This is a genomic window from Estrella lausannensis (assembly GCF_900000175.1).
GTDB lineage: Bacteria > Chlamydiota > Chlamydiia > Chlamydiales > Criblamydiaceae > Estrella > Estrella lausannensis.
This window is the reverse complement of the sequence record NZ_CWGJ01000011.1, coordinates 296,814-313,026: the sequence shown is the minus strand read 5'-3', so window position 1 is coordinate 313,026 and position 16,213 is coordinate 296,814. Positions and strand designations below refer to the sequence as shown.

Sequence of the window (16,213 nt, the reverse complement as noted above, 5' to 3'; positions counted from 1 at the left end):
ATTGAACTACTCTGTAAAATAGTCTCTTTGCAACAGAGCTTTTGATTAAACCATGAAGAATCCACTACACATCGTATCCCACAATAATCAAGAAGATAGGGAAACTCCCTTCATTCCCCGCGCTGAAAAAGGTGATACCTATCGCATCGTGACACTAGGATGCCGCACCAACCAGTATGAATCGCAGGCCTACCAGGATCAATTAAGGGAAATGGGGCTTAGAAAGGCCGAAGAGGGCGAGAGCGCTTCGCTATGCATAGTCAACACCTGCACCGTGACCGAACAGGCGGAGAGCTCCAGCCGCTACGAGATCCGCTCGCTTGCCAAGGCAAATCCCGGAAGCAAAATTTTAGTGACCGGCTGCGCGGCAGAGAGGGATCCCGACTCCTTTAAGGCCCTTCCCGGTGTGCATGCGGTGATCGGCAATGCCAAAAAAGATCAGCTTTTAGCGTCCGTCTTCGATGAGGCAACCTTGCCGGAGTTTAGCATCAAACGTTTTGAAGCACACACGAGAGCCTTTGTCAAAGTGCAAGACGGCTGCAACTCCTTTTGTTCTTACTGCATTATCCCCTATGTGCGTGGAAGATCGCGCTCCCGTTCAATTCCTGAGATCTTGGTCGAACTTCGGGATCTTGTGCAGAACGGGTTTAAGGAAGTGGTTTTGACGGGTATCAATATTGGGGATTTTGACGGCAAGGACGCGTCGGGCAATCCCTGGAAACTCGCGCAACTTGTCCGCGAAGTGGATAAAATCGAGGGGATTGAAAGGATCCGCATCTCTTCGATCGACCCCGATGAAGTCGACGACGACCTTCAGGATGCCGTATTTAACGGAAAGAAAACCTGTCCCTCGATGCATATCGTTTTGCAATCCGGCTCCAACGCCGTGCTGAAAAAAATGCGCCGCAAATACACGCGCCAGATTTTCTTTGAGACCATCGACCGTTTAAAAGAGAATCCCGACTTTACCTTCACAACCGACGTGATTGTCGGCTTTCCGGGTGAAACCGAAGAGGACCACTTAGAGACTTTGGATGCGATGAAATATGTACGCTTTGCCAAAGTGCACATGTTCCCCTACAGCGACAGACCAAGAACGCTTGCGTCGAAGATGCCAAACAAAGTACCCCACGAGATCATTCAGCGAAGAAAAGCCGAAGTGCTGGCTGCTGCCGAGCGGTACTCTTTTGATCTAAGAAGCTCCTTTATTGGAAGAGAGTACACTGTCTTGACCGAGAGCCAAGATCCCAAGCGCCCGGGCCATATGATGGGTCACACGGAAAACTTTCTCTATGTCAGCTTTCCCTATGAAAACACCAGATCGAATGAGATTGCAAAAGTCAGACTCTTAGAGAACGCGCCTGATTGTTTAATCGGCCAAGTGGTGAGGGGAGCTTAAGAGATGCGTATCGAAATTAGAGACCGCTATAAGCCATTTACCGATCAAAGAGGGGCGGAGGTTCTACTTCCGAACTCTTCGTATGGGTTGACTGTCTACCCCTGCAAAGTCTTCATTCACGACTTGACTCGAGATGCCAAAACGGTCGCTGAAATCGATATCGCACTTCCGGGGCCCTCTGATGAGTTCGTCACTCAGCTTGACCTCGAAAGGGGAGAGATCGCTGTCTTTGGAAAATGCGCCAAAACCTTCTTCCGCTACTTTATCTCTTTTGCCGATGGTAAAATTCTTTTCATCAAAAACAAGCCCGAGTCTCTATTCGAATTTCACATCGTCGAAGACACCCAAAACCTCATCTCCACCAATCAAGAGATTGACTCCCGGGTACCCATCATCCCGGAGAGGCTCTCCTTCGGCTCGTTTAAGAAACAGCATATCGACACAGTACTCAAGAGGGGAGACTTAAGAGACATTTTACCTCTTTGGCACGCACTTGCCAAGGTAACTCCCGCACACAAGGCTGCCAAAACGCCAACCACACTCCTTTCCAACCTCGCAGAAGCTGTTTCTGCAAGGAACAAAGAGCTCGTGACGAAAGAGTTCAAAAGCCTGATCAGAGCCGGCTTCCGCTCGCTACTCTATCCCCAGAAAAAGGACAGCCTGCACCAAGGCTACAGCAACGACGTTGTTCAGGCCGACTCCTCACTGGCACTGATCCATGAAGGCGCCTGCATTATCCGCTCGCTGATCCTGGAAACAGCCGGCACAACGGTCGCTCCTCTTCCTTTTTTACCCCCACCCCTCGCCTCAGGCAGGATGACCGGAGCCTCCATTGGCAGCAACGCCTACTGCTCGCTGGAGTGGCGGAGCGGCAAGCTGACCCGCATGCTCCTAACAGCTCAGGAGCCGCTCCAAATCCATCTCGCCTTGCCAAAAGATATCGAGTCCTTTAGAGCTAGAAACTTGAAAAATGGCATCACTTGGAAACAACCGAGAGATCAAAAACTCGACCTTTCCGAAGATTCAGCACTCTACCTAGACCGCTTCCAGCATTAGCGTCTTGTCCTTATTATGAGTGGGAAAATTCAGCTATTGCGGTCTTTAGAAGTAAAAGAAATGATAAAATCCAAAAAGCAAGTCGCTCATAAACAATGATTTTAATAGAAGATTGTTATAAAGTAAGCTGTCTTTGAGTAGGAGTAAAACGTGAAAAAGTATTTGTTGTCTTTTGTCATATGCTTATTAGCAATAAATTTCGCTTTGCATGCGACGCATCTTGATTACGAAGATATAAAAAAGATAGAAAATTGCATATCGAATGATAAAAGTTGGCACCCTTTAAACTATGCAATAGAAATTAATGATTACGAAACCGGATTAATTATTTGCAAACATTCGGACAACGTAAATGTTGTTGATGATGGTTTTAATCCTATCAATAGGATACTCCATAAAGCTAGTAAAACAGTCAGTTTAAATAAACCTGCAGAAACCCGCCCAAAATTAGGCGAAGAAAAACTGAAGTTAATATGGGCTATACTTAAAAAGGGAATTAACGTTAATTACACCCCATCAAACTACGGTATTCCCCCACATTCTGCTACCTCATCAAGTTCATTTACCTATATATGTTTTTTAGGGCTTGAAGATCTATTCCATGAGTTCGTTAAAAGAGGAGTTAATTTAAACCAGTGCAAAGGTGCTCCTTTAGTTGCAGCGATTAAGGCTGGGCAGATGAAAATAATTCAAAATCTACTCGAGGAAGGAGCAAATGCAAATTTTATAGCATTGAGACAGGCAGTTATCTCTGAAAACTTCGAGGCTGTCAATATATTAGTTCAATTTGGTGCTAACATCAATGAAGGAAATTTATTAATGACTGCCATTTGTCAAAATAAAAAATTAGGAAACTATCTAAAGGGGATTCAAATGCTAAAATTCTTGCTTGAGCTTGGCGCTAACCCCAATGCAATAGCACCTGGAACTAATGATCCTGTTATAAAAGTTGTTTTGAAAATGCCTTCTGACACTATAGAACAGAGGGCATATAAAGTGGATGTTATTAATATATTAATAGAGCACGGAGCATCTATACATTAGATTGTATTTCACTCGATCGTTAAATTTTAAACAAAGAAAGCGCTATACCAGTTCAACTAGCACCTCATATTATGTGACGGTCTTGTGTGCTCTAGATAAATTCCTTTAGTCTTAATACCTGCTACAACAGGCAGAGCCTGTTACTATCTATTGTTTTTAGTCGCTTTTAGCTCTGGAGTCAACGAATAGGACAGTTATTATGATTGCTTAAGGAACTACAATTTAATTTAATACGAATCGATCTCCAAAAACGTATTTGAGATCGAACAAGGAGGGTGTGTTTTATAAATTGGGATAATCACTGATTTAGGAGGCGGCTAGGGCTAGACAATTTAGACCCAGACTGATAGTGGAGGCACACGATTGACTTACACTAAATTGATTCGAATCTGAACGATTCAATATTTAAATAATGATTTAAAAAATCCACCTGTAGTTATCATAAAGTTTTGGCTTAAAAGAACAAGAAACTTTCGAGGCGAAGCGAGTCATTAGCAATGACAAGAGTGTTTATCGTATCGTTTGGTGAAGCAAAATGCCGCCTTTAGCAGTGGTATTTTAGGATAAAAAAGAGGGTTTACAGGAAAAGAGGAAATAGATCTCGTCTTGCCAAAAAATATCGAGTTTCTTAGATTTAGAAACCTAAAGTTTGATGAAACCTGCAAGCTATAAAGGAAATCGAACAATTGAGTTCAACGCGGACTCATCTTTCTTTATAGGCTGCTTTTAGCGTTAGTGTTCTTTCTGTCTATAAACTAGAATTTCTTCTACAGAAGAGTTTTGTGTTTGTATGGTATGCAAGGAGTGGAAATGAAAAATATGAATAGATTTTAATCTAACTATTTACATAATACCACTTTCAATCAGCAAAAAAAACTATTCCTCAAAGAGTGGGATTATGAATGAATATCTTAATGCCGTTTTAGAATCCCAAAAAATAACACAGAACGAAATTAAAAATTTAAATTATCTAGCACAAACGATTAAAAAGCAGATTTCTATATTAGAAGGACATCCGCAATTTTTTATTGGGGGGTCGTTTGGCAAACAAACAATGATTCGATCTCGATATGATTTAGACCTGCTCGTTTATTGGCCTAGTTCAGCTAAACAATATTCTATCAAAGATCTATACATCGCCGTTGGGGATATCCTACAGCAATATTATCGTCCTGTAAATTCAAAAAACGTTTGTTGGGAAATACCGTTCAACGGAGGATTTCATATTGATGTCGTCCCTGGGCGAGCTTTAGACTCAAACTTCAATGAAGCAAATCTTCATCGCAATGACACAGGAACAACACTTAAAACAAGTTTGAAAGCACAAGTGGATTTTGTTGCAAACTGTGGTAGAGTCCCGATTATTAAATTGTTGAAACTCTGGAGGGTGAAAAAGCAAGTTCCCTTTAAAAAATCTTTCCTACTAGAAATCATGGCAATTAATGGATGTGAGGGAAAAGGCTATAACGACTATCAAGATCAGTTTTTTACAGCTCTCAGGTATATTCGAGATAATATTCTTACATGTAAGATTCAAGATCCAGCCAATAGCAACAATTTTCTTACAGACGATCTTACCCCTGAAGCACGGATAAAGATTAGAGATGCGGCAGAGCTAGCAATTTCTGCACGATTATGGGACCATATTTTCAAATAGTAATAAGCAAAAATGACAAGAACTAAGGCTAAAGGGATCGCAAAGAAATCTTCATCTAACTCTCCTATCAAGCAAGTGAGAAAGGTGCATTCTTCAGCACGAATCCAGTTATTCGTAAAAGCTGGTGGCAGGTGTCAATTTTGCAATAATGATGTCATGAGCCACCATTTGACTCAGATGCCTGGAACTTTTGGAGATATTGCTCACATTGTTGCCTTCAAAGAAAAAGGCCCTCGTGGAAACGATTTAAATAGACCCAAAGATATTAATGCTATTACCAACCTAATGCTTCTCTGTCTAGACTGCCACAAGTTAATTGATGATTTCCCTCTGAATTATCCTCGTAGCACATTGGAGGCTATTAAAGAAGAACATGAGACCAGAATCAAAACTTCAACAGAGATTTGTCCTGAGAAGCGCAGCGCTGTTCTTATTTTCACATCACCTATAAGAGGACAAGAGGTTTCAATACGTAACGACCATATTCGGCAAGCAATGTATCCATATTATCCTGTCTCATCGAAATGTACGCAAATTGATTTAACAAGTCTGAAAGGCCAGAAAGAAACTCCTAATTTCTTATCGTTGGCAAAAACTCAAATCAAACGAGCTGTAGATTCTCTATTCGATGTAGGAGGAGAAGCTGAAAAATGCATGCACCTATCGGTCTTTGGAATAGGGCCAATGATACAATTGATGATTCTTGGCTCAACATTGAGTAATAAAGTGCCAGCCTGCTTTTATCAAAGACATCGAGATACAGAAGATTGGACCTGGAAAAATGAGGGACAACCTGCAAAATATAAACTTTCGAAAATCCAAACAGGAGACGTCAAGGATCTTGTGGCCTTAATACTATCCCTGAGTGGAACTATTCCCATTGCAAATCTTCCCACACTTTACAAAGAGAATGCGTCAATTTATGAAATCAAATTGGACGAACAAATTCCAAATCCAATGTTTTTAAGACAGTATGCTGATCTCGAAGCGTTTAGATCTATCTATATTGAGACTCTAAGGGTTATTGCGGATGCTCATGGCTTACAGAAGACTATTTCGGTTTTCCCAGCGGTACCCGCACCAATTGCAATTTTGTGCGGAAGAGAAAGACTCCCAAAAGTAGATCCAAAACTTCGCGTTTATGATTTTGATCACACCAATAAAGGGTTTAAATTCCAGGGAATTATTGGTGACTAAAACACACAAAAAATACAATTTAATCACAGTGATTTCGTATAGACCTTTTTAATCGTAGTAAATGGCTATAATAATCACACAAAAAAAGAGAATTGCAATGCCAACAGAATCTGTTACTCATCAAGAGTACGTAGATCTTTGTAAGAAAATTTGGAGATTAAATCACCTTTACTTTGTAGAGCATAAACCAGAAATCAGTGATGAGGAATTTGATTTTCTTTTAGATAAGTTAGAACAAATCGAGAAACATCATCCTGACTGGGTGACACCCGATTCTCCAACCCAAAAAGTGATGGAATCTGTATTAGGGCAGTTCAAAGAAGTCAAGCACATCACCCCCATGCTCTCGCTGGCTAACACCTACACCAAAGAAGAAGTGGAGGATTTTCTAAAACGCGTCCGTAAGCTGACAGGTCATGAGAAGAACCGCTATTCCCTGGAGCTGAAGATGGACGGCATCGCCGTCTCGATTCACTACCACAATGGCAAGCTTAAAAGAGGTTTGACAAGGGGCGATGGCAAGACAGGCGAGGATATTACCGAAAACATCCGCACTATCCGTAGCCTTCCGCATGAGCTCAAAGACAATAGTACGATCGAAGTGCGCGGCGAGATCTACATGCCCCACAAAGCCTTCGAAAAACTGAATGCCCATCGCAAAGAAATCGGCGAAGACCTCTTTGCCAATCCCCGCAACGCCGCCGGTGGGTCGTTAAAATTGCTCGATTCATCAGAAGTTGCCAAACGGGAGCTGGACATTGTCTGCTACGGCATCGCGGAAGAGACGCTCGGAGAGCTCAAAAGCCAGGGAGAGGTTTTGAAAACACTGAAGCATCTGGGGCTTCCGGTCGTTTCCATGCACGGCACTGCCGAGAGTGCAGAGGACATTTTCACCTTTATCGATGAGGTAGAGGAAAAGCGGGCGCATCTTCCCTTCGCGATTGACGGTGTTGTCGTCAAGTTAGACAGCCTGGGCGATCAGAAAAAACTCGGCGCCACCGGAAAAACACCCCGCTATGCGATCGCCTACAAGTATAAGGCGGAAGAGGCCGAGACAGTGCTGCTCGGTATCACAGTCCAAGTGGGTAGGACGGGCATTTTGACGCCAGTAGCGGAATTGGAGCCAGTCTTTTTGGCCGGCAGCAAAATTTCAAGAGCCACATTGCACAATGCCGACGAGGTGCTCAGGAAAGATATCCGTGTAGGGGACAGGGTCGTCATTGAAAAAGGGGGCGATGTCATCCCCAAAGTCGTGCGCGCCATCGCGGAAAGTAGGAAAGAGGGGAGTCAACCCTGGCACATGCCCTCGACCTGCCCCTGCTGCGCTTCCGAAGTGGAAAAAGTGCCCGATCTGGTGGCGTTTAGGTGTCCCAATATCTCGGGATGTCCGGCGCAGAAGTTGCAGCGCCTTCTCCATTTTGTTTCCAAAGGAGCCATGGATATCGAGAACATCGGTGAGAAAGTGGCTGAGCAGCTCATGCTAAAGGGCATGGTGGACAAACCCTCTGATCTCTATCGCTTGACTTACGATGACTTGGAAAAGCTAGAGGGCTTTAAAGACAAATCGATCAAAAACCTGCTGGGGGCCATCGAAAAATCCAAAGAGACAACTTTGGATCGATTCATATTCGCGCTCGGCATCAAATACATCGGCCAGCAAACGGCTCATACCCTTGCTAAAAGAGTGGGTTCACTCGCTCAGCTGCAGTGGATGTCCCACGAAGAACTCACCGCAATTGAAGGGATTGGCGACAAGGTAGCCTCCAGTATCCAGGCATTCTTCAACTCGAAGGAGCATCAGCAAGAAGTGGAAAGGCTGCTCCAATCCGTTCACCCGAAGACAATCGAAGTTGCGGCCTTTAAAGGCCACCCCTTTGAGGGTAAGACCTTTGTTTTGACCGGTTCACTGCAAAATTATACCCGTGACGGAGCGGGTGGACTCATCAAAGAGAGGGGAGGACTCATCGGCAGCTCGGTCGGTAAAAAGACAGACTTTGTCTTAGCAGGAGCTGATCCCGGTTCAAAAATCGACAAGGCAAAGAGCTTGAACATCCCCGTTCTGACAGAAGATGAGTTTATAAAAATGCTATAGGCGCTCTATACAATTTTTACCCCATCGACTATAAGAGGCAATTTCGAAGCAACGGAATTGAGATGATCCAGCCAGCAAAGAAACGACTCGCCCTGACAGCCCTGTCGATGGCAATAGCTACCTTTTCACTCCTGACAGGCTGCTCCGAAGAGTGCGAATGCCCCGATTTTAAAAAGGCAAAAGCCCTGCTAGAACCTATCGATGGTTCCAATGTAAAGGGCGTTGTCACCTTTATAGAAGAGAAAAGGGGAGTCAAGATCATCGCCGACTTCACCGGGCTAACGCCAGGAGAACATGGGCTGATCATCCATGAGTCCAACGCCTGTTCGGGACCGGGAGCGATGGATGCAGGACGCCATTTCAACCCCTCCAAAGCCCCTCATGCAGGGCCGAATGACAGCCCGCGACATGCCGGCGATCTTGGAAATGTGAAGGCAGATAGCAAAGGAAAGGCCCATCTGGAAAGACTGGACTTCGTGATTCGTCTGGACGGTCCCGAATCGATCTTGGGCAAAGCGATTGTCGTTCATAAATATAGGGATGACTACATCTCCCAGCCGGTTGGAAACACCGGTGCCGGACTGGCCTGCGGCCTCATCTTTCCGACAGAGTCTGTGCCGAAGTGAAATCAAAAATGCCTTCCATTTCGGCACGATTCAATGTATATCGAAAGTGTCACAAAATTGAGGCTTTCTCAACGTAAAATTTGCGACATATTCGATAGAAGAGACTGCCCACTGACTCAAACCGTATGTTCTGCTACTCCCTATTTGTGGAAGACCCCTAAGGAGTCCTCTGATGAAAAAGAAATTATTGACGCTCATGAGCGTTTTTGCACTCAATCCCTTTTTTCCCTTGAAAGCCGGTCACACAGAGGTCTTTGTCACACTACAGCCTGTAGGAGGCAGTCAAGTGAGCGGGCAGGTGCGTTTTTCGACTAAAAATGAGGGAGTGCATATTTATGGCTATATCGAAGGGCTTAACCCGGGAAGTCACGGACTGCATATCCATGAGAAAGGGGAGTGCCCAGCAGGCGACAGTGCGTCAGTAAGTTCGCCTAGTGGCGGAGAAGCGGGACATATAGCAGATCTTGGCAATGTCAGTGCCGATGAGGACGGAATAGCCGATTTTCATATCGAGACGAGCACAATCTCCCTCGAAGGCCCCAAGTCCATCGTCGGGAAGACTCTCATCATTTTGGAAGGGGAGAGTGCCGCAGGAGGAAGGGTTGCCTGCGGCTTAATCCATGACCAAATTTAAGAAATAACCCGAAGACTCGTTCCGATAGAGGCGGTCAGATCGCCGAGCAGCGTGTGGTGGTTAAAGCTCTTCACCTCCACGTTCTGCAGTGTGCCGACCAGGTGTCTGGGCCCTTTGAAGACCACGTTTTTCCAGCATCGGGTGCGGCCTTTCAGCATCGTTTCGTCGCGTTCGGTGACGTCTTCAACTAACACTTCCACGGTCGTGCCGAGCATTTCCTGGCGGTGGCGGCTCATGATCTCTTCTTGCAGATCAAAGAGGAGACGATGCCTTTCGGCCTTCACCTCAGCCGGAACATCATCTTTGAAGCGCATCGCTGGAGTTCCTTTACGGGGGCTGTACTCAAAGAGGAAGGCAACTCCGTACCCAATCTCCTTCAGCGCATCATACGTCATCTGAAACTCTTCGTCAGTTTCTGTCGGGAACCCTACGATGATGTCTGTGCCCAAAACCACTTCCGGATAGATCGAGCGGAAAAGAGCCACTTTTTCCATATACTCCTCTTTAGTGTACATCCTGTGCATCTTCCGGAGAATGCGGTTGGATCCGGCCTGGAGGGGGAAGTGGACAAATTCACAAAGGGATGGCAGGTCTCTCACCGCTTCCATCAGCTCTCGTGTGATGTCTGTCGGATGGCTTGTCATGAACCTGACACGCTCAAGACCTTTAATCTGGTCAACACGGTAGAGCAAATCATGAAACAGGCAGCTCCACTCAGGCTTGTCTTTGCCGTAGCTGTTGACGTTCTGACCAAGGAGCGATATCTCCTTATATCCCTTATCGACCAACATTTGGCACTCTTCGATGATGCTCTCCGGAGAACGGGAGACTTCAGGGCCGCGGGTGTAGGGGACGACGCAATAGGTGCAGAACTTGTCGCATCCACGGATGATGGAAACATGGGCCTTGACTTTGTCGTTGCGGCTGGCTGAGAGATAGTCGATCTCATGCTCAAATTTGGCGTCGGTCTTCAAAACCTTCGTTTTTTTAACTAACACATCATCCAATACACTGTTTAATTCATGGATGTTGTTGGTACCGAGCACAAAGTCGATTTTCGGGAGTTTTTGGAACAGGGTCTCCTTCTTGGCGTTGGCCATGCATCCGGTGACACCGATAATAGCCTCTTTTTTAAGGGTTTTTCCCAGTTTACCTATCTTACCCATTGCCTTGCGTTCGGCAAGATCCCGGATAGAACAGGTGTTGAAAAGGAGAAGATCGGCTTCATTTTCATCGTCCGTTCTCTCTAAGCCGCGCTGCCTGAGCATGCCGGCCATGACGTCGGTATCCAGTTCGTTCATCTGGCATCCGTAAGTCTTTACGAAAAATTTCTTTACTTCAGTTTCTGCTTGTTTGTCTGTCATGGCTTTACTTGTCTTTTTGTCAAATCAATGCTACAGTTTAGTCCATTAATACTCTTTTTTCAAGGGTTCTAAAGAAAGGTTCTTAAAAAAGATTGGCAAAAATTGTTGCCAGCTGTATCATTGGACTACCCTGAAAGAAAGTATTATTTCTGCACACATACACCTATAGGTTATTGAACGATGACTCCTAAAAAAGAAGTTGCGCAATTGCAAAAGACGCACCTGGTAAAAAAAGAAGGACATCAACACGGTTGGTTAATTCTTGATGCCAAAGGAAAGACTCTCGGCCGCCTTGCAGCTGAAATCTCAAAAATCCTGAGAGGGAAACACAAACCCTCCTTTACTCCCAGTGTTGACATGGGAGATGGCGTGATCATCATCAACGCCGAACATGTTAAAGTCACTGGAAACAAAGAAGCTCAAAAAATGTACTACACGCACACAGGTTTCTTAGGCGGACTCCGCGAGACCAACCTGCGTACGATGCGTGCAAGAAAACCTGACATGATCATCGAATTGGCAGTCAAAGGGATGATGCCTAAGAGCCGTTTGGCCAAAGCGCAAATGAAGCGTCTCCGCGTGTTCGCTGGCGAACAGCATGCGATGGAAGCGCAAAAGCCAATTCATGTAAACATCTAATGCGAGAAGGAGATACCCCTTGGCTGACGAATATATAGACACAGGAAGAAGAAAGACTGCCGTAGCATCTGTGCGTATGCGCAAAGGAACCGGCAAAGTCGATGTAAACGGCCGCGAGTTTAAGGATTATTTTCCTCTCGAACTGCAAAGAGCGACAGCAATGGCTCCTCTGACACAGAACAATCTGGAAAAAGAATTTGACCTCGTTATCCGCGTTAAAGGCGGTGGAATCGAAGGTCAGGCCACTGCGATCCGTTTAGGCATCGCCAGGGTGTTGGTTCAGCTCAACCAAGATCTGAGACATGGCCTGAAAGAAGTCGGTTACCTGACTCGCGACTCCAGAATGAAGGAAAGAAAGAAATACGGTCAGAAGGGAGCAAGAAAGCGCTTCCAGTTCTCGAAACGTTAACACTATATTTCCATTATATGTTATGACTATCAGCCCGGTACGCTCCATAAGTGTATCGGGTTTTTTTATGTAATCTTTAATTTTATAATTTTAAATATTCAATATTAAAGGAGTCGTTATGATGCCAATCAGAATAGGAGAGGAACCTCTCTCCCGCCAAAATCTTCCAACAACAAGACCTACACCCATGGGAATGATGGATGGGCGCACTGTCACTCATATGCCTTCAGCAACATTAACTGACAGAGTCGGCCATGTTGTTCCTGGCCAAGGCCACCATTTTTCTCCGGGAAGAGTGAGCGGACTAGACCACAGCTTCTCGACGACGCGCCTAGAGCACCCAACCTTAAGCCCAACTCATTTTGGCCGCAGGCACGATGCTTTCCGTGTTAGGGAAGAACCTATGCTGGTCACGACTGGTGGGCACGGAAGACATGCGCACCTTGTCAGCTCCAGATCCGGCTTTAGCGGTTGGGGTACAACACTGCTCGTGATCGCTGCTGTCTTCCTCATTTTCCCCGTCCTTCTGATCGGACTGGTTGGCTAAGTCGTTCTAAAAGCAGCCCCTTTAAACGGGCTGCTTTTTCTCTCTTTCAATTTAAACTCAGATCTTCCGGAATCATTGAAATCGTCGCGTATTTCCCACCCATCTCTCTAAGAAGAGTTTGCCAGAGTTTTTCCGGCGGGGTATGGAAAATATGCTTTTTAGTGGCGGGGTACAAAAACCAGTGGCCATCCAAAAACTCTCGCTCCAGTTGACCGGCACCCCAGCCGGAATAACCGAAGCAAAGAAAGATACTGGGACCGCTCGGGTCGGCTATGCACTCTTGGAGAAACTGCAGGTCACCGCCCAGCTGGACATTTTCACAAATTTCGAGAGTCTGCTGGGGGATTTTTGAGGAGGTATGCAGAAGCATCATCTGGTTGGTCTGCACCGGGCCTCCCGCCCTGATCTGGACATTGGGGTTGGAAAGCTCCTCCACGTTGATGATGTCTTCCGGCAGGTCAATCGCGAGCGATTTGTTGATGACGATTCCGAACGATCCGTTCGGATTGTGCTCGCAGACTAACACGACAGACCTGAAAAATATGCCGCCTTCAATATCGGGTGTGGCGATCAGAAAGGTTCCTTTCTGAATCTGGGCGTAAGGGACGTTTTCCATGGGTTAACACCTGTCTTTTGCGGTTAGTGTGAGCAGCATCGTGGCTGGCAGCAAGGACTCAGTTCGGTTTCTCGAACGCGGCACTCGTTTAGCTGAGTATTATAGAGTTTCAAGTTATCTTCGATCTCCGCCGTTCTGCGGAGGAGCTCGGAAAAGACCTTGGAAAACTCCAGGTTGCGAATCAGGCATGGGTTGCCGCAAGGCATTCCCGACTCATCGAGTATCATATTGACGCGGGCGAGCGATGTCTGGATCTGATCCACTTCCTCATTGAAGAAGTTGCGGAACTCCTGGGGAGATCTAAGCGTATAGAGCAAGTTAACGCGCCTTGCCCTGATGCGCTGCCAGTTTTTATCCAGATGGAAAAGAACCCCATAGTGGTTGATGTCGTTCATGACCGTCTCTCCTTTGGAAAGAAGCGAGGAGATCTGCAGGTATAGGTCGTCTCGCATGACAACTTTGCCAACGGTTCCTTTGCCGTTCTTAACGGTGGCCACAATCTCTTTTCCGTCCTCCGTCATGGAACGGGCGTTATCGGCAGCATCGGCCAGGGAGTTGATCGTCTCATCGATCTTGGGCCACGAATCTTTGGCGCTGGTCGTGATATCGGTGACGTTATCCAAGATGTCGCCCCACTTATTGGGCTGGTCGAGCGTCGCGCTGATGTGCTTGATGTGGGCGATTGTTTTGCCCAGATTGGGGATGATATGGGCGTCTTTGATGTCGTGGATGACTTGGATCACCTCGTCGAGGGCCTCTTCGAGCTTATCCGCCACCTCTTTGAACTCCTTGAAGGTCTCTTCGACGCTTCCCGTCTCGTTGGCGTAGATCACTTCGTTTGTGATCAGTTTTACCTGCTGATCTTTTCGGGCCGGCAGGGGAGTGATGTTAACAGATTTCTCGCCAAGGAGGCCTGATGTTCTTAAAGACACCTCGTCAGTGTTATAAACCTCAACGCTCGAGTCGACAGCGAGTGTTAGCTCATAGACATACACGATGCCGTTATGAGTCTGCCGAGGATAGGGATCTTCGATGATCTCGCGGATGTCAACGACTTCTCCAACCGGTCTACCGCCGAATGTGACTCGGGTGCCCTCATTGACCTTGTCGATGTTGGCAAAGCGCACGCGCAATACTCTTCCTTCATTTCCGACAGTGGGATGGATAAAAAGAATGATGAAGACGATCAGGCTTATTGCAGCGACGACAAAGATACCGATCATGAAATTTTTCGTCTGGTCAATCATTTTTTAAAGATTCTCCCTTTTTAATCTCTTGCGCAGTGGTGGAGGTCAAACTGGCGTTTTGAAAGAACGCTTGGATCTGAGGGTCTTGAATTTTGAAGAAATCCTCTTTCCTGGCGATATGAGATATCGATTTATTATGGTGCAAAGCCAGCCGGTCACCTACGTAAAGCGCTGATTTAATGTCGTGTGTCACTACGATTGACGTCGCCTGAAGCTGATGCTTGGTTTCGATGATCAGCTCGTTGATCTGCATCGCCGTGATGGGGTCTAGACCCGTCGTCGGTTCATCATACAGTACGATACGGGGGCGATAAGCGATCACCCGTGCAAGAGCAGCCCGCTTCCTCATGCCGCCGGAGAGATCAGAAGGCATTTTAGCCTCTGTGCCTTCAAGCCCCACCAGATGCAGCGACTCAGCGACACGCTTCTGCAGCTCTTTTTCGGTGAGACCCAGCTTGTGCTGCCTTAAATAAAAAGCGACATTCTCACCGACCGGGAGCGAGTCAAATAGAGCCCCGCTCTGAAAGAGCATTCCCATCTGCTTGGTGATCTTCTGCTTTTCCTTACGGCTGAGGGCATTGAGGTTTTTTCCCTCGATCTCGATGGAACCGCTGTCGGGTGTTTCGATACCGATAATCTGACGTAAGAGAACACTCTTACCCACGCCTGAGCGCCCCAAAATGACAACCGTCTCGCCATCTTGTACTTCAAGATCTAAGTCGCGCAGCACCTCGAGAGGGCCATAGCTCTTGCGCAGCTTCTTAACAACGATCATTAGAAATACATCTCCAGGTATTGGTTGACGTAGGAGTAGGAGTCATTCAAGAACATCGTCAGGAAGAAGTTGGCGATTAATATGACGGAGTAGCAAATCACAACGCTATTGGTTGTCGCCTGGCCGACACCGGCGGCACCGCCCCTTGTCGCTAGGCCGCGATAGCACGAGATAGTCACGATAATCACACCGAAGACAAATGCTTTTGTCAGGCCTGAAAAAAGGTCAAAGTTCGTTAAGTGAACGGGGAGGGGATCCATGAAGGTGGAGTGGGGCATCCCATAGTAGAAGACGGCAATCAGGTAGCCGCCCAAAATGCCCATAATGGAGCTGAACATCGTCAGAAGCGGCATCATCAACGTGCCGGCTAAGAATCGGGGAGCGACCAGATAGCGAAGGGGCTCGACCGTCATCGAGCGCATCGCGTCGATCTGCTCGGTAACACGCATTGTACCGAGCTCGGCGCACATCGCCGCTCCGACGCGGCCGGTCACCATGAATGCCGTGAGTACGGGACCGAGCTCGACTAGCATTGCCTTAGAAACCATGATTCCTGTCGCGCCCGCAAGACCTTTGTCTTGCAGCTGAAAGAAGGACTGCGCGGCAAGCACCATTCCTGTGGAAAAGCCGGTGATGGCCACCACAGGCAAAGACTGCACGCCGATCGCATAGAGCTGATCGCGCAAAAGCCACCACTCAGGCGGACGTCTGAGCGACACCCAAATCACGTTGATGATCAGGTACGTATAGTCGCCCAGCGCGCTTATAAATTTTACCCAGGAGTCATTCATCTTTCAGCCAGAGAATCCACAGTCACGAAAGTTTACTAAGCACATCTTTCGCATCTTAGGAGATCTAAGCGAAAAGGGCAAGCTTACAAAAGCGTGAAGATGTCTGCAGGCTGTAGGGTA

The 16,213-nt window shown here is 46.6% G+C and carries 16 protein-coding genes; 11 read left to right on the top strand and 5 right to left on the bottom strand.

The genetic code is table 11. The features are described from left to right. Window positions 1–52 precede the first annotated feature (52 nt). The 8 genes from mtaB to ELAC_RS04325 all read left to right on the top strand — a co-directional run bounded on the left by mtaB (window position 53) and on the right by ELAC_RS04325 (window position 9,705). Complete coding sequence (gene mtaB / locus ELAC_RS04360) at window positions 53–1,399, top strand: tRNA (N(6)-L-threonylcarbamoyladenosine(37)-C(2))-methylthiotransferase MtaB (protein WP_098038055.1); 1,347 nt, start codon at window positions 53–55, stop codon at window positions 1,397–1,399. A 3-nt stretch (window positions 1,400–1,402) separates the two neighbouring features. Then, window positions 1,403–2,455: a hypothetical protein gene (locus tag ELAC_RS04355; protein WP_098038054.1), complete on the top strand. Its 1,053-nt coding sequence runs from the start codon at window positions 1,403–1,405 to the stop codon at window positions 2,453–2,455. Window positions 2,456–2,605: 150 nt separating this feature from the next. Further along, window positions 2,606–3,499, top strand: a complete 894-nt coding sequence (locus ELAC_RS04350) for an ankyrin repeat domain-containing protein (protein WP_098038053.1) — start codon at window positions 2,606–2,608, stop codon at window positions 3,497–3,499. Between the two features lie 898 nt (window positions 3,500–4,397). Next, on the top strand, window positions 4,398–5,156 hold the full coding sequence (locus ELAC_RS04345) for a nucleotidyltransferase domain-containing protein (RefSeq protein WP_098038052.1): 759 nt from the start codon (window positions 4,398–4,400) through the stop codon (window positions 5,154–5,156). A 12-nt stretch (window positions 5,157–5,168) separates the two neighbouring features. Continuing rightward, window positions 5,169–6,353: an HNH endonuclease gene (locus ELAC_RS04340; RefSeq protein WP_098038051.1), complete on the top strand. Its 1,185-nt coding sequence runs from the start codon at window positions 5,169–5,171 to the stop codon at window positions 6,351–6,353. Between the two features lie 97 nt (window positions 6,354–6,450). After that, window positions 6,451–8,445 (top strand): NAD-dependent DNA ligase LigA, encoded by a 1,995-nt coding sequence (gene ligA, locus ELAC_RS04335; RefSeq protein WP_098038050.1) that lies wholly within the window; start codon window positions 6,451–6,453, stop codon window positions 8,443–8,445. Between the two features lie 62 nt (window positions 8,446–8,507). After that, on the top strand, window positions 8,508–9,071 hold the full coding sequence (locus tag ELAC_RS04330; RefSeq protein ID WP_239414360.1) for a superoxide dismutase family protein: 564 nt from the start codon (window positions 8,508–8,510) through the stop codon (window positions 9,069–9,071). Between the two features lie 172 nt (window positions 9,072–9,243). Further along, on the top strand, window positions 9,244–9,705 hold the full coding sequence (locus tag ELAC_RS04325; protein WP_098038049.1) for a superoxide dismutase family protein: 462 nt from the start codon (window positions 9,244–9,246) through the stop codon (window positions 9,703–9,705). On the opposite strand, the gene miaB is transcribed toward ELAC_RS04325, so the two are convergent. Continuing rightward, window positions 9,702–11,069 carry a tRNA (N6-isopentenyl adenosine(37)-C2)-methylthiotransferase MiaB gene (gene miaB / locus ELAC_RS04320; protein ID WP_098038048.1) on the bottom strand — a complete coding sequence of 456 codons (1,368 nt, stop codon included), beginning with the start codon at window positions 11,067–11,069 and terminating at the stop codon, window positions 9,702–9,704. The genes ELAC_RS04325 and miaB overlap by 4 nt on opposite strands. Window positions 11,070–11,249: 180 nt before the next feature. On the opposite strand from miaB, the gene rplM reads away from it, so the two are divergent. The 3 genes from rplM (at window position 11,250) to ELAC_RS04305 (ending at window position 12,664) form a co-directional block, all read left to right on the top strand. Further along, window positions 11,250–11,708, top strand: coding sequence for a 50S ribosomal protein L13 (gene rplM / locus ELAC_RS04315; protein ID WP_098038047.1), 459 nt, complete (start codon window positions 11,250–11,252; stop codon window positions 11,706–11,708). A gap of 19 nt (window positions 11,709–11,727) precedes the next feature. Continuing rightward, a complete protein-coding gene (gene rpsI / locus ELAC_RS04310; RefSeq protein ID WP_098038046.1) occupies window positions 11,728–12,117 on the top strand; it encodes a 30S ribosomal protein S9 in 390 nt (129 codons plus the stop codon). A 118-nt stretch (window positions 12,118–12,235) separates the two neighbouring features. Then, window positions 12,236–12,664, top strand: coding sequence for a hypothetical protein (locus ELAC_RS04305; protein WP_098038045.1), 429 nt, complete (start codon window positions 12,236–12,238; stop codon window positions 12,662–12,664). A gap of 46 nt (window positions 12,665–12,710) precedes the next feature. On the opposite strand, the gene ELAC_RS04300 is transcribed toward ELAC_RS04305, so the two are convergent. Genes ELAC_RS04300 through ELAC_RS04285 form a run of 4 tightly spaced genes read right to left on the bottom strand, consistent with a single transcriptional unit; the run spans window position 12,711 to window position 16,093 of the window. Continuing rightward, window positions 12,711–13,280 carry a YqgE/AlgH family protein gene (locus ELAC_RS04300; RefSeq protein WP_098038044.1) on the bottom strand — a complete coding sequence of 190 codons (570 nt, stop codon included), beginning with the start codon at window positions 13,278–13,280 and terminating at the stop codon, window positions 12,711–12,713. 23 nt (window positions 13,281–13,303) lie between these two features. Then, on the bottom strand, window positions 13,304–14,527 hold the full coding sequence (locus ELAC_RS04295) for an MlaD family protein (RefSeq protein ID WP_098038043.1): 1,224 nt from the start codon (window positions 14,525–14,527) through the stop codon (window positions 13,304–13,306). After that, window positions 14,520–15,302 (bottom strand): ABC transporter ATP-binding protein, encoded by a 783-nt coding sequence (locus ELAC_RS04290; protein ID WP_098038042.1) that lies wholly within the window; start codon window positions 15,300–15,302, stop codon window positions 14,520–14,522. Before ELAC_RS04290 ends, ELAC_RS04295 begins: the two co-directional genes overlap by 8 nt. Beyond that, window positions 15,302–16,093, bottom strand: coding sequence for an MlaE family ABC transporter permease (locus ELAC_RS04285; protein WP_098038041.1), 792 nt, complete (start codon window positions 16,091–16,093; stop codon window positions 15,302–15,304). The genes ELAC_RS04290 and ELAC_RS04285 overlap by 1 nt, the downstream gene beginning before the upstream one ends. Window positions 16,094–16,213 lie beyond the last annotated feature (120 nt).

Bases quoted from the DNA above. Each gene is read 5' to 3' on its own strand.
- mtaB (WP_098038055.1), top strand. From the start codon at position 53: ATGAAGAATCCACTACACATCGTATCCCACAATAATCAAGAAGATAGG.
- ELAC_RS04355 (WP_098038054.1), top strand. From the start codon at position 1,403: ATGCGTATCGAAATTAGAGACCGCTATAAGCCATTTACCGATCAAAGA.
- ELAC_RS04345 (WP_098038052.1), top strand. From the start codon at position 4,398: ATGAATGAATATCTTAATGCCGTTTTAGAATCCCAAAAAATAACACAG.
- ELAC_RS04340 (WP_098038051.1), top strand. From the start codon at position 5,169: ATGACAAGAACTAAGGCTAAAGGGATCGCAAAGAAATCTTCATCTAAC.
- ligA (WP_098038050.1), top strand. From the start codon at position 6,451: ATGCCAACAGAATCTGTTACTCATCAAGAGTACGTAGATCTTTGTAAG.
- ELAC_RS04330 (WP_239414360.1), top strand. From the start codon at position 8,508: ATGATCCAGCCAGCAAAGAAACGACTCGCCCTGACAGCCCTGTCGATG.
- ELAC_RS04325 (WP_098038049.1), top strand. From the start codon at position 9,244: ATGAAAAAGAAATTATTGACGCTCATGAGCGTTTTTGCACTCAATCCC.
- miaB (WP_098038048.1), bottom strand. From the start codon at position 11,069: ATGACAGACAAACAAGCAGAAACTGAAGTAAAGAAATTTTTCGTAAAG.
- rplM (WP_098038047.1), top strand. From the start codon at position 11,250: ATGACTCCTAAAAAAGAAGTTGCGCAATTGCAAAAGACGCACCTGGTA.
- ELAC_RS04305 (WP_098038045.1), top strand. From the start codon at position 12,236: ATGATGCCAATCAGAATAGGAGAGGAACCTCTCTCCCGCCAAAATCTT.
- ELAC_RS04300 (WP_098038044.1), bottom strand. From the start codon at position 13,280: ATGGAAAACGTCCCTTACGCCCAGATTCAGAAAGGAACCTTTCTGATC.
- ELAC_RS04295 (WP_098038043.1), bottom strand. From the start codon at position 14,527: ATGATTGACCAGACGAAAAATTTCATGATCGGTATCTTTGTCGTCGCT.
- ELAC_RS04290 (WP_098038042.1), bottom strand. From the start codon at position 15,302: ATGATCGTTGTTAAGAAGCTGCGCAAGAGCTATGGCCCTCTCGAGGTG.
- ELAC_RS04285 (WP_098038041.1), bottom strand. From the start codon at position 16,093: ATGAATGACTCCTGGGTAAAATTTATAAGCGCGCTGGGCGACTATACG.